The sequence below is a fragment of the Flavobacterium sp. DSR2-3-3 genome (assembly GCF_049896585.1).
Classification (GTDB): Bacteria; Bacteroidota; Bacteroidia; order Flavobacteriales; family Flavobacteriaceae; genus Flavobacterium.
In genome coordinates this window covers 272,727-293,655 of sequence record NZ_JAFCUP010000002.1, presented here as the reverse complement: position 1 = coordinate 293,655, position 20,929 = coordinate 272,727, and the positions used below count along the sequence as shown (strand labels likewise).

The window sequence follows — 20,929 nt, the reverse complement described above, 5'->3', positions numbered from 1 at the left end:
ATTTGTAGAAACTACTATTGTTGTTGACTTGATTCTTGAGTACTCGTAATAAATTGAAAAGAACCTGATAATACTGTCTCTATTTTAAAACTGAGAAATGACTTTCCTAGCAGTTGGAATAAATTGATTAAAAAAATAGGTTTCATTTCTTTTATTAATCAACAATTCTCTCCCGAAAACCATCCTTTCAGTTCGTTTAATATCTAATAATTAAGATGATGAATAAAGAAAAATCAATTGTAGTGTTAAATAATCTTATTGAAATCAACAATGAAAGAATTGAGATTTATAAAACAGCTAAAAAAGTAACTGAAGAGAACGATTTAAAAGATTTGTTTTCCGAATTCCAGAAAACAAGCGCAATTTTCAAATCAGAACTTGTTGAAGAGGTGCAGAAAATGGGAGGAGTTCCTGTTAAGGTGGCCAGAAATAAAAGTTTATTGGTAAGGGTTTGGATTATTTTTAAATCAAAACTCATGGGGCAAGAAAGAGAAGACATTTTAAACACTCTTGAATACAATGAATTTGTGGCTATAAAAAGTTATAAGGATACCTTGTCTGACAACTTGGACCATCTTACCGCTGAACTTCATATTATGCTTAAATCACAACAAATTTTGTTAACAGCACATCATGATAAAGTTAAAAAATTAGGTGATTTGATGTTATCGTAAGTAAAATATGCTGCGAATTTTACTCAATTTTTCATTCGATTACTTAAAATTTTCAAACATTTAGAATTTAATTATTAGTACAATCAGATAGGTATTTCAAATTTAAGTACAAATCTTTTAAAAATATTAGGTAGTAATTCTGTTAATTAATTTTGTAAAATCCAAATTCATACTTTTCATAAGTTAAAAAAAAATCACAAAATTCTTTTTATTTTGAATATTTCAAATAATAGTAAAGTATTTCACGGATTATGCTACACAAAGACGATTATGATAAGTCACTAGATTAACCAACCTAAATTTCCTTGACGATATCCTTTCTCCGCGACCAGATGAAATTATTTGCCTTCAAAAAATCAAAAAATAATATTAATGATAAATGAATAACATAGTAACCACAAAAAAAGAGAGTATAACGATCTATTTAAAAGAAACTTTTAATGATGTAGGCAAAGTTACGATGTTCTCCGCACGCTTCTTTAAGGAAGTAGTTAAGCCTCCGTATGAAATGAAGGAGTTCATTAAGCAATGTTACGTTATTGGCTACAAATCATTACCATTAGTGACTATTACGGGTTTCATAATGGGACTAGTTCTTACATTGCAATCGAGACCTACTTTAGCTAAGTTTGGTGCAGAATCCTGGTTACCAAGCATGGTTGCGTTATCCCTTATCAGAGAAATAGCTCCTGTAATAACAGCTTTAATTTGTGCAGGTAAAGTTTCCTCCGGTATTGGTGCCGAATTAGGTTCCATGAAAGTAACAGAACAAATTGATGCCATGGAAGTTTCAGCCATAAACCCTTTCAAATATTTAGTAGTTACCCGAATTTTAGCAACAACGCTTATGATTCCGTTATTAGTAATTTATGCTGACGGTGTTGGAGTTTTAGGTGGATATGTTGGAATCAATATCCACAGTGAAGTGAATTTATATCGATATCTGGCCCAGGTTTTAGAATCGATAGCTTTTTTAGACATTTTCCCAGCAACCATAAAAACTTTTTTCTTTGGCTTTTTTATCGGAATGATTGGCTGTTACAAAGGATTTAATGCGGCTAATGGAACGGAAAGTGTTGGTAAAGCCGCTAACTCTGCAGTTGTCACCGCATCGCTGACTATATTTATAATTGACATGTTAGCGGTACAAATAACTGATTTATTCTTTTAAAATGACACAAGAAAAGACATCGATAAATGGTACTTCAAGGGTTGATACCAATGCGCCAGTGATAGAAATTAAAGATATATATAAATCCTTTGGTAAAAACGAGGTTTTGAAAGGCGTTACTTTTTCTGTCAATAAGGGAGAAAACTTAGTTGTATTAGGTAAATCCGGTTCAGGGAAATCAATTGCTATAAAATGCTTAGTTGGTTTGGTCGAAGTTGACAAAGGCGAAATAAATGTTTTTGGAACTGATATTACCAAATTAGACAATAATGAACTTAACGAAATTAGGGTTCGCATTGGATTTTTATTTCAAAATGCCGCTTTATATGATTCGATGAGTGTTCGAGAAAACCTAGGCTTTACTTTAAAAAGACATGCTAAGGATTTATCTGCTGAGGAAGTGGAAAATCAAATAAAAAATGTTTTAGAAAGTGTAGGTTTGAGCGAAGCTATTGACAAGATGCCTTCGGAATTATCCGGCGGTATGCGCAAAAGAATTGGACTTGCAAGAACACTTATATTAAAACCTGAAATCATTTTATACGATGAACCCACTACAGGATTAGACACTATAACTTCCAGAGAAATAAGTGAACTTATATTAGAAATCCAAAAGAAAAACAAAACATCTTCTATAATAATTACGCATGATATGCCTTGTGCCAAACATACTGGTGACCGTATCATTATTTTAAAAGAAGGCATAATACACGCAGAAGGAACATACGAAGAATTAGAAAAAAGCGACGATGAATGGGTGCGCTCTTTTTTCATATAACCAATAAAAAAATAAAAAATGAACAAGGAATCTGGATACCAATGGAAATTGGGAATGTTTGTAATAATAGGATTAATACTTTTTGTAGGAACCATTTATTTTGTTGGAAAACAGAAAAATTTATTTGGATCTACTTTTGAATTATATTCAAAATTTAATTCGGTTAATGGGCTTGAAGTAGGAAATAATGTTCGCTTATCAGGTATTAATATCGGTACTGTTGATGAAATTGAATTTTTGACGGACACTTCTGTAGTAATAAAATTAGTCATCAAAGACGAAGTTCGTAAATACATTAAAAAAGATGCTATCGCCAGTATTAACTCAGATGGTTTGATGGGCGATAAAGTACTTACCATTTCCTCAGGTAAAAACTCTACGGTCATAGTGGAAAATAGCAATTACATAGCTTCCAAACAATCAATAGAAATGGATGATTTAATGGTAAGTGTCAAAAAAAGTGTCGATAACGCCGGGATTATTACAGCGCAGCTTGCTCAATTCAGTTACAGCATGAACAATGGTAACGGTGCATTATCCAGGTTAGTTTCTGATGAGGAATTTGGAAATAGCATAAAAATCATGGTTACTAATCTTGAAAATAGCTCAACCGAATTCAAAAAATTTACTGTAAATATGAATAACGGAAAAGGAGCTTTGTCTAAACTGGTTAGCGATGAAAGAATGGGAAAAGTTATAGACTCATCTTTAACGAATGTTAAATCTGCGACAAAAGGACTGAATGAAGTTATTGAAGCTGCTAAAAATAATTTCTTATTGAAAGGATACTTTAATAAAAAGAAAAAAGCAGAAGCAAAAAAATTGGAGGACGCAGTTGATTTAGAAGAAGAGGAAATGAAAAAAGAATTAAAAATTGGTGATGAAAATGATTCTTTAAAATAATTAATTTACACAAATGGTAACCAATTTAAAACAAGATTATACTTTAAAATATTATGACGTTTAAATTAGTTATTTCCAACAATTATCAAGAAATATATTTAAATAATTTATCATGAAAACAGAAAAAGAAATCAATCAGGCAATACTCGAAATTACTATGAAAATACGCAATGAATATCCTGAATTAATTAAGTATTTATCAGAGATGCCAGTAACTATTCCCGATGTTGATCAGCCAGAAGTAACTATTAAAGTACTGAGCGATTATTATGAATCTCTCGAAAATTTATTAAAAAAATATAGTCAGAGCCATAAATAATACAATACCACACAACTTTATTCTCATTTATATTCTTAATATTTAAAGAATACCGTTCTATTTCATTATTTTTTTTTGTTAATCTGTGTTATAATCTACTGAATCAGTGAATAATGAAACTAATCTTTATAGTTATATAACTGCTTGAACTTGTAAAAGTCCCAAATTTGTAAAGTGAAAACTATTTCGCATTCAATACACAATAAATAAATGGATCCGATAGAGCGCGAGGGAAACTGGGAAGAACAAAAAAAAGAGTTAAAAGAAAAGTTTGCTGCTTTGACGAATAATAAGGCACTTTTTTCAGAAGAGAAAAAAGAAGAAATGTTTAAAAAGTACCAAGCTAAACTGGGGATAACCAGAGAAGAATTATTTAAAATATTCCAAGGCCTTTAAGTAGTCTTATTCTATAACGTACTAGCAAATTAAAGGATTTAAAATTAAAAATTTTGCTTGACAAAAATAATTTTATTACCTTTAACATACTCAAAATAAACAAATTACATTTAAATATAATTCCCAAACAAACAATAAAAATAACCCAAAATGAAAAAAATACTTTTTACACTCGCCATAACTACACTCATGGCCGGAACTGTTTTAGTAGGATGTCAAAATACCTCAAAAAAAGAAGAAGCTGCTAAAGATAATGTAGAAGAAGCAAGAGATAATCTTGATGATGCCAAAGAGGAATTGTCAGATGTAAGAGCCGCAGCTACAGAGAAAGAATGGAATGATTTTAAAGACAGCACTAATTCTACTATTAAGCAAAACGAAATTCGCATTGCGGAAATGAAAACCAAAATGAAAAGAACCGGTAAATCAATTGATGAAATATATGCAAAACAAATTGAAGAATTAGAGCAAAAGAACAAGAACATTAAACTTAAAGTGCAAGAATACAAAAACGACACTAATAGTGACTGGGAATCTTTTAAAGAAGAATACAATCGAGACATGGATGAATTAGGAGCTGCTATGAAAAATATGACAGTAGACAATAAATAGTAAATTAAAAAGGCGAGTTTTTTAACTCGCCTTTTTTTGTATAATTAATACTGTTATAACAATACAAATACTGATTTTATAGCGCCAAAGTGTGAATAATATAACTTTAAATTAAAGTATTGTAACAACTTACTAGTACAATCTGCAGATATTTGTTATGTAATTATTCGATAAAAAACAAAAAAAATGAAAAATTCAAAAAAACTAATTTTTGCTTCATTAGTATTAAGTTTAATGACTTTCACAAGTGTTCAGGCTCAAGAAAATGAAACTAAATTTGGTGTAAAAGGGGGCGTAAATTTCTCTAATTTTTATATCGATGATGTTGATGACAATAATGTGTTAACAGGATTTAATTTTGGCTTCTTTGCTAAATTACCTATTGCAGACAATATCTTTTTACAACCAGAGATTTCTTATACTGGAAAAGGTTCTGAATTAGTTTACAACAATCCGTTAGTTAGTGGTACTGCACAATTCAAATTAAATTATATCGAAGTGCCTCTTTTATTAGTAGTAAATGTGACCAAAAATTTTAATATTCATGCCGGTCCATACGCTGCTTATATGATAAGTGGTAAAACGACGAATAAATCTAATAACGGTAGCTACAACTTTGAAGACAAAATTGATGTTGATGATTTCAACAGATTTGATGCAGGTCTTGCTGGAGGTGTAGGTTTAGATTTAGAGCCTGTCAGTTTTGGCGTGCGTTACAATTACGGACTGACTAAAATTGGAAAAGACAATTCAGACTTTGCTTCTTCAGATGCTAAAAACAGTGTATTGAGTGTTTATGCTGCATTTGGATTTTAATCAAGCAACAATACAAATAAACATATCGCAATTTTTTTGAGGATAATCATTTAAGAAACCTGTAAAGGTTTAGAAAGTGTTTAAAAAAACAAACAAATGAACAAATAAACTAATCACTAAAACTAAAAATCATGAGCAACCTTCTTTACACCATCGCAGTAATCTTAGTTATCTTTTGGGCAATTGGATTCTTTGCATACAGTGCCGGATCAATTATTCATATCCTTCTTGTTATTGCTGTTATAGCAATCTTATTTAGACTTATCTCGGGTAGAAAAATCTAATTCAATCGTTATTAAAAAAATTATATCAATAATAAAATCGTAAAAAATTAAAAAATGGGCAATCTTCTTTATACAATCGCAGTGATACTGGTTATCTTTTGGGCAATCGGATTTTTTGCATTCAGTTTAGGATCAATAATTCACGTACTTCTTGTAATTGCAGTTATTGCGATACTTTTTAGACTTATTCAAGGAAGAGGTATTTAATTCAATTTTAAAATAATAAATAATAATTAAAATAAATAATTATGAAAGCAGATAAAATAATATTAGGAATTTTGGGTGGAGTGGCTGTAGGAGCATTATTGGGAGTATTGTTTGCCCCTGAAAAAGGAGACAAAACAAGAACAAAAATAATGGATAAAAGTAATGACTATGCTGACGAATTAAAAGGTAAGTTAGATACTCTATTGGGTTCAATTACTCAAAAATACGAAAAAATCTGGAAAGAAGGAGAATCTTTGTTATCTGAAGGAAAATCAAAATTTTACGATACAAAAAGTGAAGGTGAAACTTTACTTGCTGAAGGAAAATCTAAATTTTACGATGCAAAAAACGAAATTAAAAATACAAATATTTAATTAGATATTTAATTTTTAAAATTTCATTCTAAGTCCGTTTACAAACTATATCATGGAAAACAACGCAACAACAATAGAAATGCTTTTTGAAAGAGCAGAGGATTACACAAAAACAACAGTAGAATTGGCGAAGTTATATGCAGTGGATAAAACTGCTGATTTTATATCTTCTCTTATTTCTCAATTGGCTATTTCTATTGTTTTTGCAATGTTTGCCTTATTGGTTAATATTGGCCTTTCATTATGGATTGGGGAATTAGTAGGCAAAGTTTATTATGGCTTTTTTATAGTATCAAGTTTTTATTTATTAGTTGCAATTATTCTTTACATATTTAAAGATCAATGGATCAAAACGCCTATCAGCAATTTTATGATTGTTAAAATGCTTAAAAAAAATTAATATGAAAAAGATAAACCAGACAGAAATTCTTAAGGAAACTATCTTATTAATGAAAATGAAACAAGCTGATGAATTAGTACAACTTAAAGATCAGTATCATCACACTCTTGAAAGTTTAAAACCTTTGAATCTAATAAAAAAGGCTTTTGGATTAGTAGCCACTTCACCTGAAATAAAAGGGAATATTCTAAGCAATGTTATAGGCATGACAACAGGATATTTGACTAAAAAAGTTTTGTTAGGAGGAACTCACAATCCAATTAAAAGAATATTGGGTACAGTTTTGCAATTTGCAATAACTAATATTGTTACAAAACAGTCTGGAAAACAAATAGACAACGACCTACAAAACGTTTAAGTGTGTGCTAATTACTTTTAAAATTTTTGAAATTCTTACTTAACTTAATTCTAATCTTTGTTTTCTTATAAGTGGTTAAAAACCCATAGTAATCAACTCCAAAATTTTTTACTTTTAAAATTTTAATGTGGAATATCATGATTAAAAGAATAAAAAGAAGATTTAATACCTAAAAACAATCTACTGGCTTTTCAAAATCAAAAAAAATAAAAGCGAGCCGCAGAATTAATAAAAGTTAATGCTGAACTAAATATCGCTGAAAAACATCATAAAAATTCATTATTGGCTAAAAGTAATTATGTTCATTATCTCTCGCAGATTCAGATAGCTGGTCCTGAATATTTTAGGCATACCTTTTCAACTGCATGAGTCTTCAAATTCTTTATGGGAGAGTGGAGAATGTTTAGATCTTATTAAACAATTTGCCCGAACGCTTGATTCTTTTATTAAAGAATTAACAATTTTTACATCCAATTTAATACAAAAAGAAAAAAAGTTGAATGTTGATGATTTTAAAAAATTTTAATTCAAAATTATCTAAACATAACTTTTAGTTTTACTTCCACCACGATTTATCTTTATAATCTTAATCAATTATTTGTAATGCTGTTGTTTCATGCGATACAAGTAGTATTTTTCGTTACCATTATTTTAAAATAAAGTTTAAAAATGATGAACACTCCCCTATCTTTCTTTTTCTATGGTTGTATTTATTTGTATCCTATTTCTCTAGAACAATTAAATGATATAACACAATGTTAACATAGATAATACCGTAAAACATTGATTTTAAACAACCTAATTATTTTTTTAACAAATAAAATAAGTGAATTTTATAACTTATTAAAATAATTTTATAATGCATTTCGTCGTTAAAAGTGCGTACTTTGACCGTTAAATTATTAATCCCCTAAATTCTAAAAAATGAATATCAAAAAACTACTACTAACCTTTGCAATTTTGATTATTGCATTAATTTCTGGTTGTGCAGAAGACAATTTTATCGAGAGCGAGGGCGTTTGTCCGGTAGTCTCCTCTACTATCCCGCTTAATGGAGCTTTAGGAGTTCCCTTAAGACAAGTTATTTCTGCAACATTTAATGAAGAAATGAACCCAACAACGATTAATGCAGCTACTTTCATTGTAACAGAAGCTAACGGCAGTGCTGTAGCAGGTGCGGTTACTTACAGCGGAACAACTGCTACGTTTACTCCTTCAAGTTTTTTGAAGCCAAACACTACATACGTTGGAAGAATTAAAACTGGTGTAAAAGATGTGATGGGTAATGCACTTCAAACGGATTATGTTTGGACATTTAGTACCGGAATGCTTATTGTTCCTACTGTGATTACAACAGATCCTGCAAATAATGCTACAAGTGTTCCCTTAAATAAAACAATTACTGCGACATTTAGTATGCCAATGGATCCATTGACATTAAACAATTTTACTTTTATCGTAAATCAAGGAACTAATCCAGTTGCTGGAACGATTACTTACGCTGGTTCAGTTGTATCTTTTACTCCGACTGCTCCATTAACTCCCAACACAATTTATACTGTTACTATTACTACTGGTGCTAAAAATTTAGACGGAACACCTTTGGCTAGTAATTACGTTTGGAAATTCACTACCGTAGCTGCTCCAACAGTAACTGCAACTGACCCTCTTAATAATGCTACAGGAATAAATTTAAACAAAACGGTTACCGCAACCTTTAGTACAGTGATGGATCCTTTGACTATTAATGCCACTACTTTTACTTTAAAACAAGGTACAACAATCATTCCTGGAGCAGTAACTTACACAGGTTCTACTGCCTCTTTTAAACCTACTAATCCTTTATTAGAAGGTAAAATTTATACTGCTACAATTACAACTGGTGCAAAAAGTGCTGCCGGAGTACCTTTAGCGAATGACTATGTATGGAACTTTACCACATTGGTTGCTAATGCTCCCGCTCCTACTGCAGGTCTATTTTTCGGAGTATTTGGTGGAAATGCAGGAATTACAAATCAAGGTCTGAATACAAGGATTAACAATGGAGGTATAGGAACAACAGCTGCTTCCACATTAGTAACAGGTTTCACTGATAAATTAGCTACGCCTAATGAGGTTTATACAGTTACACCACTTAATAATGGACTAGTATTTGGTGGAATTTATACCGCTGCACCACCTCCAGGAAATGCTTTAAAAGCACAAAAAGCACTAGAAGGATTAAATGAAGCAAGAGCATTATGGAACAGTATTTCTCCCGCTTCAAAACCAGGTGGAAGTGACCAAGGATCAGGTGAGCTAGGTGGACTAACTTTAGCCGCAGGAGTTTATAAATCAGCCAGTGGTACATATAAAATCACAAATGGAGATTTGACTTTATCTGGAAGCGCAACTGATGTTTGGATTTTTCAAGCAGAAGCTTCGTTAACAGTAGGTTCTCCAGCAGCTACCAGAAATGTTAAATTAATAGGTGGTGCCTTAGCTAAAAATGTATATTGGTACGTAGGTAGCGCAGCAGTTATTAACTACGCCGGTGGTGGTGTAATGACAGGAAACATAATTGCAGAAGACGGTGTTACATTATCTTCTCCAGGTAATAGCACGACTTTACCAGGACAGGAAACGATATTAAACGGAAGAGCAATTTCATTAATCGCCTCGGTTACTATGGTTAATACCATCATTAATGTTCCTGCAAACTAAGTAGTTAATATATAGTTTAAATATCCCGTCTTTGGGCGGGATTCATTTAAATAAAATCTAATATTAAAATATATAAAAATGATATCAAAAAATATTTATAAAGAGACATTATGTATTTCATTGTCTCCCAATAAACTAACCGTTAAAGGAGCTGCAATTATTGCTTTATCATGGTTAAGTTTACAAACAACGGTTCAAGCTCAAGAAGCTCAAGTAATAAAATATGCAAAACCTTCGTGGTACTTTGGAGTTGCTGGTGGTGCTAATGCTAATTTTTATCGTGGTTCTACAAACCAGTTGAATGCTGCTTTTACACCTCCCGCTACATTTCACGATGGAGATGGTATTGGTCTTTTTGTTGCGCCACTTTTAGAATACCGTCCTGCTACTTCAAGATGGGGAGTAATGCTACAAGCGGGTTATGATAGCCGTAAGGGTTCTTTTGATCAAGTACTTACAGCATGCGATTGTCCTGCAGATTTATCAACTGACCTTAGTTACATCACCGTAGAACCAAGCGTACGTTTTGCACCGTTTAAATCTAATTTTTACCTCTATGGAGGTCCACGTTTGGCTTTCAATATGGATAAATCATTTACGTATCAATTAGGTATTAATCCAGCTTTCCCTGATCAAGCACCTTCTGCTGCTGTAACAGGTGAATTTAGTGAAATTGAAGAAACTATTTTGTCAATGCAAATTGGTGCTGGTTATGATATTCCACTTTCTTCAGATAGTAACAAAACACAATTTGTATTGTCTCCTTTTGTTTCTTTCCAACCTTATTTTGGTCAAAATCCACGTGCAACAGAAACATGGAACATAACTACGATCAGAGCTGGTGTTGCGCTTAAATTTGGACAAGGACAAAATATCCAGCAGGCTACAGATATGGTTCAAGACCGTGAGGTTAATTTCACTGTAAATTCTCCAAGCAATGTTCCCGGAGAAAGCAGAATGACTGAAATTTTCCCACTTAGAAATTACGTTTTCTTTAATGAAGGATCAAGTGAAATTCCAAATCGTTATGTTTTGTTAACGAAAGCTCAAGTAAAAGACTTTAAAGAAGATCAATTGGAAACATTTGCTCCAACAAACTTATCAGATCGTTCTAAACGTCAAATGACTGTTTATTATAACGTTTTGAATATTCTAGGAGACCGTATGCAAAAAAATCCTTCAGCGACAATTACTTTGGTGGGTTCATCAAATAATGGCAATACAGATGGTCTCACTATGGCAGAATCTGTTAAAACATATTTGGTAAATGTATTTGCTATAAATGAAGCTAGAATTACAACCAAAGGTCAAAACAAACCAAATATTCCATCTGAACAACCAGGAGGAACACAAGAATTAGTGTTGCTACGTGAAGGAGATCGTAGAGTTTCTATCGAAAGTAACTCTCCAGATTTATTGATGGAATTTCAAAGTGGCCCTAATGCTCCATTGAAACCAGTACAAATTGTTCCATCACAAGTGGCACCTGTTGAAAGTTATGTGACCTTTAATAATAAAGGAGCTGGCGAAGCTTTATCTTCTTGGTCATTACAAATCGCTGACGAACAAGGAAAAGTACAATCTTTTGGCCCTTATACTGAGGAAGAAGTTAAAATTCCTGGAAATTTAATTTTGGGTAGTCGTCCAGAAGGAGATTATAAAGTAAAGATGATTGGTCAAACTAAAAGTGGTAAAATTGTAGAGAAAGAAACTCCGGTTCACATGGTGCTTTGGACTCCTGCAAAAATGGACGAAGGCATGAGATACAGTATCATCTATGAATTTAATAGCTCTACAGCAATCACAATGTATGAAAAATACCTTACTGAAGTGGTAGCACCGAAAATTCCTTCTGGAGCAACGGTAGTTATCAAAGGTCATACTGATATTATTGGTGAAGAAATTTACAATCAAGGATTATCTCTTTCACGTGCAAATGATGTGAAACGTATCATTGAAAGTTCTTTAGCTAAAACCGGCAGAAACGATGTTAAATTCGAAGTATCCGGTTATGGTGAAAATGAAAATAATGCTCCTTTTGACAACAAAACTCCTGAAGAACGTTTTTACAATCGTACCGTAATTATTGATATTATTCCTGCCGCTAAATAATTCAAATTAGCAGAGATTAACATTTTATATTTAACAAAAAAGGATAGAAACTTAAAAGTCTATCCTTTTTTTTGTGCCAAAATTTAACTCATGAATCTATGGTAACAGCATGAACAAGAATTAATTCTTTTAAATAATTGTCATAAAAAAGCATCTGATCAGATTTTGTATTTTCCAATTTCAATTTCAAACAGTTAATTAAAGCAAAAAAAATAGTATTTTTACTATTCACTTTATGTAAAACATGACTTCAAACGAACAAATACTTGTCAAATTTTATACTGCTTTTGCAAATGCTGACGCGGCAACAATGTGTGAATGTTATTCTCCCATCATTCAGTTTCGAGATCCTGCGTTCGGTTTATTAAAAGGAGATGATGTTTGCCAAATGTGGAAAATGTTGATTGAAAAAAGTAAAGGAAACATCAAGATTGAATTCTCAGACATTAAAGCGGATGACTACTTGGGTTCCGCACAATGGATCGCTAGATACAACTTTAGCAAAACCAATAGAAAATTAGTAAATATTATTCAGTCTCAATTTCAATTTAAAGACGGATTGATTATTAAGCAAACTGATGAGTTTGACATCTGGAAATGGTCTAAACAAGCGTTTGGAACTACCGGATATTTATTAGGCTGGACTGGTTTTTTTCAACAAAAAATACAACAACAAGCACTATTATCATTGAAGAAATACAAAGAATCTAAAAATGCTAATTGAAAGTTTAAAGATACTGTTCAACCGAGATTTAAATCAGCTAAAAACCGAAATTGAGTCGTACCAAAATGAAAGTGATATTTGGAAAATCCAAAAAGGTATCGCTAATTCAGCCGGAAATCTTTGTTTGCATTTGGTAGGAAATCTTAATACATACATTGGCGCCGAATTTGGAAAAACCGGATATATCAGAAACCGAGCACTCGAATTTTCACTAAAAGATATTCCAAGAGCAGAATTAATACAAAAAATCGAAGAAACCATTGCCGTTGTTGACAATGCATTAAATACAATATCAGAAGAAGAATTAAAAAAGGAATACCCTCTTTTAGTTTTCGAAAACAATACTTCTACTGAGTTTATTCTTGTCCATTTGACCACGCACCTAGCCTATCATCTGGGACAAATTAATTACCACAGAGGATTATTGGAATCTTAAAACATTAGCAATGATTGGCAATTTAGTAAATTGCTACACGTTTTAGGTTCATACTTAAATCGTTTATAAAGTTAGGAAGAGTAAGAAATAACGCTTACAATACAACAATTATATGTCAGAATCTTCTAAAAAACCCGTTTCGTTTCAATCCAGTAGGAAATATTCCATTTTAGAGATACTCCAGTTTATAGTAGTAGTTTCTCTGATACTCTATTTTGGAAAAACACTATTTATTCCGTTGAGTTTTTCATTACTCATTGGATTTATACTATACCCTGTTTGCAAATGGATGGAAACAAAAGGCATTAAAAAAGGTATAGCCATTTTTATCTCTATTTTAGGTGTAACACTTTTAGCGGGTTCTATTATTTATTTATTGTTCATACAGTTCTCTGAATTTCTTCACGAATGGGAATCTTTGAGAGTCAAACTGAACCAATCGATACATCAATTAAGTGTTTTTATCGTAGAAAGATTTAATATTAGTCTGGAAAAACAAACGGAATTCATTAATAATACGGTCAACGATTCTGGTTCACTAGCTTTTTCCATGTTACGAAATACCGCATACTCGTTATCTACATCATTTTTTTTTTTAATAATGATTCCTGTTTTTTCGGCACTAATACTTTTCCATCGACAGTTATTATCAAATGCTTTATATGAACTTTTTCCATCAGAGCGTAAAAATACCATTCACGAAATTCTCATTGAAACCATTCATGAATATTACAATTTCGTCAAAGGAATGTTAATAGTTTATTTAATAGTTGGATTATTAAACAGCATTGGACTTTGGATAATTGGGGTGCCAAATCCTTTTCTGTTTGGTTTTATAGCCTCAATCCTCACTTTTATTCCATATGTGGGAATCATGATATCTTCGCTCTTGCCCATTGCGGTTTCCTGGATAACGTACAATTCTATCTGGTATCCATTAGCCGTTATTGCTGTTTTTTCGATTGTTCAAGCACTTGAAGCCTATATTATATTTCCTTTTGCAGTAGGAAGCCGTTTAAAAATAAATACACTTATCATCATTATTGTAGTAATCGTTGGAGGCATTATTTGGGGAGCAGCAGGAATGATTCTTTTTATTCCATTCATAAGCATCATCAAGTTGATAGCGGATCGCACACCAAGTTTAAAGACGTTATCCGTGTTATTGGGAGATGGTGACCAAAAGCAAACATCAAAATAATCTATTATAAAAGGCCAAAATCAAAAGCCCAATCCAATTCTTTCTTATACCACAACTGCCCTACCGAAACTTCTAGCGGACAGTCAAAATTATTGGTGTAAAGTGCTCCGGTTCCTAATCCTTGAGGCATTAAATTATGTTGTAAAAAGGTCCACTGCGCAATCGCGTTCAGTCCAATATTACTCTCCAAAGCGGAGGTAATCCACCACCCAATTTTATGCTTTTCAGCCAGTGAAATCCACTCTTGTGTACCTCGAAAACCGCCTACAAAACTAGGCTTTAAAACGATGTATTGTGGCTTGATTTTCTCCAATAATTGTTCTTTTTCTGCTAATGTAAACACACCAATCAGCTCTTCATCCAAAGCAATAGGAAAAGAAGTGGTTTTACATAACTCTGCCATCCTGTCAGTATTATTTTTTTGAATTGGCTGCTCTATACTATGTAATTTAAATTCAGATAGTTGTAATAGTTTATTTAAAGCTAAATCTATATCAAAAGCCCCGTTAGCATCCACCCGAATTTCGACTTGTTCCGGAGTAAAATGTTCCCTAATAAACCGTAATAATTGTAATTCTTTATCAAAATCTATTGCTCCAATTTTAAGTTTAATACATGTGAAACCCTGCGCTAGTTTTTCCTCGATTTGCTGCTTCATAAACGACTCCTCGCCCATCCAAACTAAACCATTGATCAAGATGGATTTTGTACCGTTTGTGAAGTCCGAAGGAAACAACAAAAAAGGGTTTTCACTCTCCAAAGATTGGAACGCCATTTCCACTCCAAATTGTATCGAAGGAAACTCCAACAATGCTTCCCAAAGCTGGTCTTTTCCTAAGTGGATATTGTCGCAAGTCCATTGTAATTTTTCTTCATAATCTGGTCGATCATCAATACTCAATCCGCGAAGGATTCCGCATTCTCCTATTCCTTTTTTACCGTCCTGTTCCAAAACAATAAACCAAGTTTCTTTTTCGGTCATAACGCCACGGGAAGTTCCTGATGGTCGCTTGAAATCCAGAATGTATTTGTGATATGTTGCTTTCAAGAAAATTATGAATTATAAGTTGTATAAATCTGAAAAACATGTTTGCATTTTTTTTAAACTTGAATGCCCTTGAATTTCTTACGTGGTAAAAAAATCTTTAGACCATATTAAAAATTTAAGAAAATATATGGTTTAAAACCTAAAAATTACTTTTTGATTAACTTCAAAACTCTATCAAAATCATTGGAAGCTATTCCCACTTTTTTGAAAGTCACAATATCTTGTTCTACTTTTTGAGTCCAACTTAAACTATCTGTTACGTTTTGTGACTGATACTTTTTGTAAATTGCTTTTGCCGAAGCATAGTTATCATTCAATAAATAGGCATGTGCCAAATTGAGTTGTATTAATAGTTCTGTGCCGTCGAGCCTCTCGCCTTCTTTCAGAAATTTAATCGCTTTCCCGTATTGCTTTGTCAAAAGGTAACTATTCCCAATAGAATTATAATCTAAAGCAGTTGCTTTTCCGTCGTTGATTATTGTTGCAAGTTTCTGAATGGCTTCGCCTTGCTTTCCTTGTTTTGCTAATCCTGCAGCTTGCTTGCGCAAATCATTATACACACTTTTAGAAAGACTGCTTTCACCAAAACAGCTAGTACCAAAATCCTTAAACGCTTTAGCGCGCTCTACAGCCAATAATTTTTGGAATTCTTTATACTTGTACTTGGATTGAATTTTATCAAGAATACAAACGCAAAAATCATCGGAATTGGTCATTTTTTGAGCCAAATTAGAAGTCTTGCATTGATCTATGATTGCTTTTCTGTTTTCAAGCTTCCAGCCACGACTGAGTTTATTATCGACCCAAGGCACAACTTCAAGGATGATTTTTTGATTCATAATCCAGTTTTTACTTTCAAAACCAAACCATAAATTTTCAGAGGTTGATTGCATACAAGTTGATTTCTCTGTCGAAAGTCGCTTCGCATCTTTACTGACCGGTGTATCCTGAACCAAACACGCGTCATCCGTTTTGCCGTTTTCTTTGTATTTTGAGGCTAAGTCAGCACTCGAGAAGACGGCGTACTTGCATTTATCATCAGCAGAGATTTTAGATAGGATAAAAACCGCTCCTGCCGCACCTTGACTAATTCCCGTTGGATCCGGAATAGCTTTCAAAACTGAAACCAAACTTCCAGCCAATTGCTGATTTTTATCCAAAAGCGTTATTCTATAGACTACTTCGGTCGTTCCTTCAGGGAAATCTTGGGTTTTAATAATGATTCTACCTCTGGCGGAAACCGTTATCTCTTCGGTTGTAGCGCGAGTTTTATCCCAATAACCGTCTTTTTGTGCGAAAACGATATTTGCAGAAATTAAAAACAGAAATAGAACTATGAAATTCTTTTTATACATGATTGATATAAAATTTAAACACAAAGCGAACAAAGTTTTCGCAAAGTTTATAAAATGTTGGAGCAACGATAACCCTAGCCCTGATAAAAGCGGTATCCTTTACTTGCGTTTTTAAGCAAGTAAAGATACAAGCGGATAGCAGGAGATTGCTTCAAAAAATTCGCAATGACATTACAATTCGATAGAACTTCCTATTTCCAGTAACATTAAATCTTTTCCTTTATCAAAGAATTTACGAATGGATTCTTCATGGTCAATTTCGATAAAACCGAAAGTATCATAATGGTAACCCAAGATTTTATCGCAATCCAAGAAATCAGAAGCTATAATTGCATCCTCAACGTCCATGGTGAAATTATCGCCTATCGGCAGAATCGCCAAGTCAAGTTTAGTACGCATCGGAATGAGTTTCATATCCATAGAAAGTGCCGTATCGCCCGCAATATATACGTTTTTATGTTCACCTTCAATGACAAAACCACCTGGATTTCCTCCGTAACTCCCATCAGGAAACGAACTGGAATGAATGGCATTTACATATTTTAGTTTCCCAAAATCGAAATTCCAGCTTCCGCCATGATTCATCGGGTGCGATTGAAGCCCTTTTGCGCCATAAAAACCTGCAATTTCAGCATTGGAAACAATTACCGCATTGGTTCTTTTGGCAATTGCCTCCACATCCAGAATATGATCTTCGTGGGCATGCGTAAGCAAAATATAATCCGCTTTTAAAGCATCCATATCAATGTGCGCTGCATTTGGATTTGCAGAAATATAAGGATCTACAATGATGTGTTTGCCTCCAACTTCGATTCCTAATGACGCGTGGCCGTAAAATGTTATTTTCATCTTTTTTAATTTAAAAATTATATGACTCAGTGATTGATTACTATTTTATCTTCCTCCTAAAAAAGTATTTACGATTATATCCGAAAAAAAGTAAATCATACCTAACGACAACAATACAGAAAGTGCAAAAGTACTCAGTGCCAATTTTTTTAATTCAGGATCTAATTCCTTAGGGATTTGGTTTTTATAAACGGTAACTAAATGTTTGGTTAATGGAATATACGCCAATAAAAACAAATATTGATCAAAGTGAAAATCGTCAACAATTGCAAAAATCAATACCAAAACCATCGCCGTTACAATTAGAAAGTAATGGTATATTTTAGCTTTGGCTCCGCCAATTTTTACGACAATTGTATTTTTATTTGACTTACTATCCGATGCTTCGTCCCGCATATTATTCAGATTTAAAACGCCAACGCTCAATAATCCAATGGCAATTGCAGGCAAAACCAATTCAAAATCCAACTGTTTCGAATATAAAAAATTTACTCCTAATGTACTTACCAAACCGAAAAACACAAAGACGAATATGTCGCCAAATCCCTTGTAACCGTAAGCTGTATTTCCCACTGTATAACGGATGGCTGATATGATTGCTAAAATTCCCAATATCAAATAAAATAAGGAATACCATAAATTAGTATCGGAAAAGGCATAATAAATCAACAACATCGCGGAAAGTAATGTCAACGCAGATGTAATAATAATGGCGCGTTTCATGGCTTGCGGAGTAATGACGCCGCTTTGTATGGCGCGTTTAGGACCTACTCTGTCTTCGTTATCTGTTCCTTTCATTCCATCGCCGTAATCATTGGCAAAATTGGACAGTATTTGCAATCCTAATGTTGTCAACATAGCAAAACCAAACAATCGCCAGTTAAAAACTTCTGTCGGGGTTAATATGTTATCTGTTGGGTGTGCCAAAGCGTACATACTTCCAACTATTATTCCGGAAACCGATAGAGGTAATGTTCGTAAACGTGCGGCTTCAATCCAATGTTTCATGTTTTTTTATTTAAAAATTTAAAGTATAAAACTTAAGATTTGTTGCTCAAACAACTTTAAATCTTAAACTCTAAACCAATTTATTTTACATCCAATTACTATCGGAAGTTTCAATTTCGTACAACCAAAGGTTGACTTGTTGTTTTAGTATTGAATAATTCCCCAACTGAAAAGCTATATTTCCTCCTGCGGTATGCAATGTTATCGAACCAATATTCAACTTTTTATGCCAGAAGAGCTGCGAAGTTGTAATTGCTTGTATTTTACTGGGCTCAATAATATCATTGCTAATATCCCAAGAGCCACTTTGTTTTATTATAAAATTATCGTGGATGAATAATCGGTTATTTTTAAATTTAAAATATTGGATTAATCCAACAGTAACTACATAAACAGGCACGACATAACTGTATTCGAAAAATACGGGTTCAAGCCAATAACCTATCGCCATAAATCCCAACAAAGGTAATCCAATTGACAGAAAAATAGAAAAAATAAGTTTGCGAAAATTAGGCTGAAGCATTAATCCTTTTTCAGGAATTTGATGAAACAATAATTTTAAAATTGAATCTCTTTCATTCTCATTACAGCCCGGAATTTCTATCACCGACTTGCGTTCTTCTTTCTCTCCACTGGTCGCTTGTCTGATTTTCAGTTCCAGAATTCCCAGTTTCTTTTGAAAATAATTCCTTCTTATGGTTGTAATCTGAACTTTTTCAGGTTTTATGATGGTACTTTTTGTGTTCAATAAGCCAAAAGATAATAGCAAAGACCCTCTTTGTCGGGTTATTTTATAATTATAATATTTAAAAACGATTCGTATTACATTAATAACTAATACGATCCCAAACAAAAACGCTATCGATATTAGAATAGTTTGTAACACTAAGTTTTTATCGATATACGAGCCTACTTTTTCTTTATAAACATTGCTTTCATCTCCAAAATTTTGAAAATTCTCGTAAATCGTACTAAAGAAAATTACCAATAAAGCGATACTTCTTCCATAATTAGAGGTAACTCCAACTTTTAGCAAACTCAAAAAACTTATTTTTATAAAAAGATGCGCAGCTTCAAATAGTTTTTGCTCGGTTTCCTCCAATGAAGTTTCTTCAGTTCCAATTGCACTCTTTAATTCTTCATTTTCCAACAAACGAAATTTCAACTCTAAAGCCAATTCATGTGAAATGGCTTTGATGGCGCCTTCTTTTTTATTGCTTCCGGCAGTATCTACATCCAATTCATAAACCCCAATTAACTTTTGAAGAAAGGACTGATTTATATTTACTTGTTGAATTTTACGAAACTGAATAGCAGTTTTGGTTTTATTCAAAACGCCATCTGTAATAACGAATTCTTCATTTTCAGCATCCAAAAAGAAAGTAAAATTCAGATATTTCAAATAAGAAACAACTCCTATACTCACGAAGATGGCGACCATTCCAACGAAAAAATATAATTTATTAACCTCGTCAAACTTAAAAATCCAAATCACAATCATGGGCCACAACGCTCTGGCATACTGCTGAAGCGTGTAAAAAAACATCACCAAAATCCCTATTGAAGATTGCCGCTGTGGCTGACTAAAATCGGCTCCCATTACAATTGCTTTTGTATTTTACCCATCAACAATTGTTTGATATTCTCGGCTTGTTCTTTTTCGATTCCGGGGATTTCAATATCACTGGAACTTCCGCCGGCAGTAAAAATTTCTATTTTGGCAAGTCCAAAATAACGCGAAATAAACCCTTCATGCAACGCCACATGCTGCACTCTGTTATAAGGAATTACGATAGTATTGGTGGCAATAATTCCATGTCTAAAAAGCACATCGTGTTCCCGGAATGCAAATCCTTTTTTCTTGAATCCAATAACAGAAAATACGACTAACAAAATCGAAAATACAGGAATTACAATTCCTAAAATCAACCAGACTCTTCCTGAAAACAATTCGGGTTTAAGCATCGAAAGTAATATTGGAATCAGAACTACTACTGCAATAATTCTCACCAAACTAATCAATACCACTGTAATGTATTTAGGATGCAAATTCGTAAAAGTAACTTCCTCAAATTTAGGAAGCTGATTAATATCGATTGTTTCGTTTGTGAAATTTTCCATTTATACTATTTTGTTTGCCACAAAAACTCTACGGCGCTAAGTTTTATTATGCATTATTTTAAGACTGAACACTAATCTCG

At 32.8% G+C, this 20,929-nt stretch carries 24 protein-coding genes; 18 read left to right on the top strand and 6 right to left on the bottom strand.

Annotated features, from left to right (window positions below):
- Positions 1-218: 218 nt before the first annotated feature.
- The 18 genes from ACP7AQ_RS04035 (at position 219) to ACP7AQ_RS03950 (ending at position 14,468) form a co-directional block, all read left to right on the top strand.
- Positions 219-674 carry a PA2169 family four-helix-bundle protein gene (locus tag ACP7AQ_RS04035; RefSeq protein ID WP_426063107.1) on the top strand — a complete coding sequence of 152 codons (456 nt, stop codon included), beginning with the start codon at positions 219-221 and terminating at the stop codon, positions 672-674.
- A 460-nt stretch (positions 675-1,134) separates the two neighbouring features.
- Positions 1,135-1,845 (top strand): MlaE family ABC transporter permease, encoded by a 711-nt coding sequence (locus tag ACP7AQ_RS04030; protein ID WP_426063355.1) that lies wholly within the window; start codon positions 1,135-1,137, stop codon positions 1,843-1,845.
- A 1-nt stretch (position 1,846) separates the two neighbouring features.
- A complete protein-coding gene (locus tag ACP7AQ_RS04025) occupies positions 1,847-2,623 on the top strand; it encodes an ABC transporter ATP-binding protein (RefSeq protein WP_426063108.1) in 777 nt (258 codons plus the stop codon).
- 18 nt (positions 2,624-2,641) lie between these two features.
- The gene (locus ACP7AQ_RS04020) at positions 2,642-3,526 is read left to right on the top strand and encodes an MlaD family protein (protein ID WP_426063109.1); all 885 of its coding nucleotides are present in this window, start codon (positions 2,642-2,644) and stop codon (positions 3,524-3,526) included.
- 112 nt (positions 3,527-3,638) lie between these two features.
- Positions 3,639-3,845: a hypothetical protein gene (locus ACP7AQ_RS04015; protein ID WP_426092311.1), complete on the top strand. Its 207-nt coding sequence runs from the start codon at positions 3,639-3,641 to the stop codon at positions 3,843-3,845.
- Positions 3,846-4,055: 210 nt separating this feature from the next.
- Positions 4,056-4,241 (top strand): CsbD family protein, encoded by a 186-nt coding sequence (locus ACP7AQ_RS04010; RefSeq protein WP_426063111.1) that lies wholly within the window; start codon positions 4,056-4,058, stop codon positions 4,239-4,241.
- Positions 4,242-4,391: 150 nt separating this feature from the next.
- Positions 4,392-4,853 carry a hypothetical protein gene (locus ACP7AQ_RS04005; protein ID WP_426094494.1) on the top strand — a complete coding sequence of 154 codons (462 nt, stop codon included), beginning with the start codon at positions 4,392-4,394 and terminating at the stop codon, positions 4,851-4,853.
- A 186-nt stretch (positions 4,854-5,039) separates the two neighbouring features.
- The gene (locus ACP7AQ_RS04000; RefSeq protein ID WP_426092309.1) at positions 5,040-5,669 is read left to right on the top strand and encodes a porin family protein; all 630 of its coding nucleotides are present in this window, start codon (positions 5,040-5,042) and stop codon (positions 5,667-5,669) included.
- A gap of 131 nt (positions 5,670-5,800) precedes the next feature.
- Positions 5,801-5,953, top strand: coding sequence for a lmo0937 family membrane protein (locus ACP7AQ_RS03995; protein ID WP_121365230.1), 153 nt, complete (start codon positions 5,801-5,803; stop codon positions 5,951-5,953).
- Positions 5,954-6,007: 54 nt separating this feature from the next.
- Positions 6,008-6,160, top strand: a complete 153-nt coding sequence (locus ACP7AQ_RS03990; RefSeq protein WP_113633709.1) for a lmo0937 family membrane protein — start codon at positions 6,008-6,010, stop codon at positions 6,158-6,160.
- Positions 6,161-6,201: 41 nt separating this feature from the next.
- Entirely contained in the window at positions 6,202-6,534 is a 333-nt protein-coding gene (locus tag ACP7AQ_RS03985) for a YtxH domain-containing protein (protein ID WP_426094493.1), read from the top strand.
- A gap of 52 nt (positions 6,535-6,586) precedes the next feature.
- Positions 6,587-6,934, top strand: a complete 348-nt coding sequence (locus ACP7AQ_RS03980; RefSeq protein ID WP_426094492.1) for a hypothetical protein — start codon at positions 6,587-6,589, stop codon at positions 6,932-6,934.
- Between the two features lies 1 nt (position 6,935).
- On the top strand, positions 6,936-7,292 hold the full coding sequence (locus ACP7AQ_RS03975; protein WP_426063116.1) for a hypothetical protein: 357 nt from the start codon (positions 6,936-6,938) through the stop codon (positions 7,290-7,292).
- Positions 7,293-8,216: 924 nt separating this feature from the next.
- Positions 8,217-9,995, top strand: a complete 1,779-nt coding sequence (locus ACP7AQ_RS03970) for an Ig-like domain-containing protein (protein WP_426094491.1) — start codon at positions 8,217-8,219, stop codon at positions 9,993-9,995.
- Between the two features lie 78 nt (positions 9,996-10,073).
- On the top strand, positions 10,074-12,107 hold the full coding sequence (locus tag ACP7AQ_RS03965) for an OmpA family protein (protein ID WP_426094490.1): 2,034 nt from the start codon (positions 10,074-10,076) through the stop codon (positions 12,105-12,107).
- Positions 12,108-12,351: 244 nt separating this feature from the next.
- Positions 12,352-12,831, top strand: a complete 480-nt coding sequence (locus ACP7AQ_RS03960; RefSeq protein ID WP_426094489.1) for a nuclear transport factor 2 family protein — start codon at positions 12,352-12,354, stop codon at positions 12,829-12,831.
- Positions 12,821-13,267 (top strand): DinB family protein, encoded by a 447-nt coding sequence (locus ACP7AQ_RS03955; protein WP_426094488.1) that lies wholly within the window; start codon positions 12,821-12,823, stop codon positions 13,265-13,267. Before ACP7AQ_RS03960 ends, ACP7AQ_RS03955 begins: the two co-directional genes overlap by 11 nt.
- A gap of 112 nt (positions 13,268-13,379) precedes the next feature.
- Positions 13,380-14,468, top strand: coding sequence for an AI-2E family transporter (locus ACP7AQ_RS03950; RefSeq protein ID WP_426094487.1), 1,089 nt, complete (start codon positions 13,380-13,382; stop codon positions 14,466-14,468).
- Between the two features lie 4 nt (positions 14,469-14,472).
- Here ACP7AQ_RS03950 and ACP7AQ_RS03945 read toward each other — a convergent pair whose 3' ends face one another.
- The 6 genes from ACP7AQ_RS03945 to ACP7AQ_RS03920 all read right to left on the bottom strand — a co-directional run bounded on the left by ACP7AQ_RS03945 (position 14,473) and on the right by ACP7AQ_RS03920 (position 20,849).
- Positions 14,473-15,516: an o-succinylbenzoate synthase gene (locus ACP7AQ_RS03945; protein WP_426094486.1), complete on the bottom strand. Its 1,044-nt coding sequence runs from the start codon at positions 15,514-15,516 to the stop codon at positions 14,473-14,475.
- Between the two features lie 146 nt (positions 15,517-15,662).
- A complete protein-coding gene (locus tag ACP7AQ_RS03940) occupies positions 15,663-16,871 on the bottom strand; it encodes a tetratricopeptide repeat protein (protein ID WP_426094485.1) in 1,209 nt (402 codons plus the stop codon).
- A gap of 171 nt (positions 16,872-17,042) precedes the next feature.
- Positions 17,043-17,720 carry a metal-dependent hydrolase gene (locus ACP7AQ_RS03935; protein WP_426094484.1) on the bottom strand — a complete coding sequence of 226 codons (678 nt, stop codon included), beginning with the start codon at positions 17,718-17,720 and terminating at the stop codon, positions 17,043-17,045.
- Between the two features lie 45 nt (positions 17,721-17,765).
- Positions 17,766-18,728: a 1,4-dihydroxy-2-naphthoate octaprenyltransferase gene (gene menA / locus ACP7AQ_RS03930; RefSeq protein WP_426094483.1), complete on the bottom strand. Its 963-nt coding sequence runs from the start codon at positions 18,726-18,728 to the stop codon at positions 17,766-17,768.
- A gap of 85 nt (positions 18,729-18,813) precedes the next feature.
- Positions 18,814-20,328 (bottom strand): PH domain-containing protein, encoded by a 1,515-nt coding sequence (locus tag ACP7AQ_RS03925; protein ID WP_426094482.1) that lies wholly within the window; start codon positions 20,326-20,328, stop codon positions 18,814-18,816.
- Positions 20,328-20,849 (bottom strand): PH domain-containing protein, encoded by a 522-nt coding sequence (locus tag ACP7AQ_RS03920; protein ID WP_426094481.1) that lies wholly within the window; start codon positions 20,847-20,849, stop codon positions 20,328-20,330. The genes ACP7AQ_RS03925 and ACP7AQ_RS03920 overlap by 1 nt, the downstream gene beginning before the upstream one ends.
- Between the last annotated feature and the right edge of the window lie 80 nt (positions 20,850-20,929).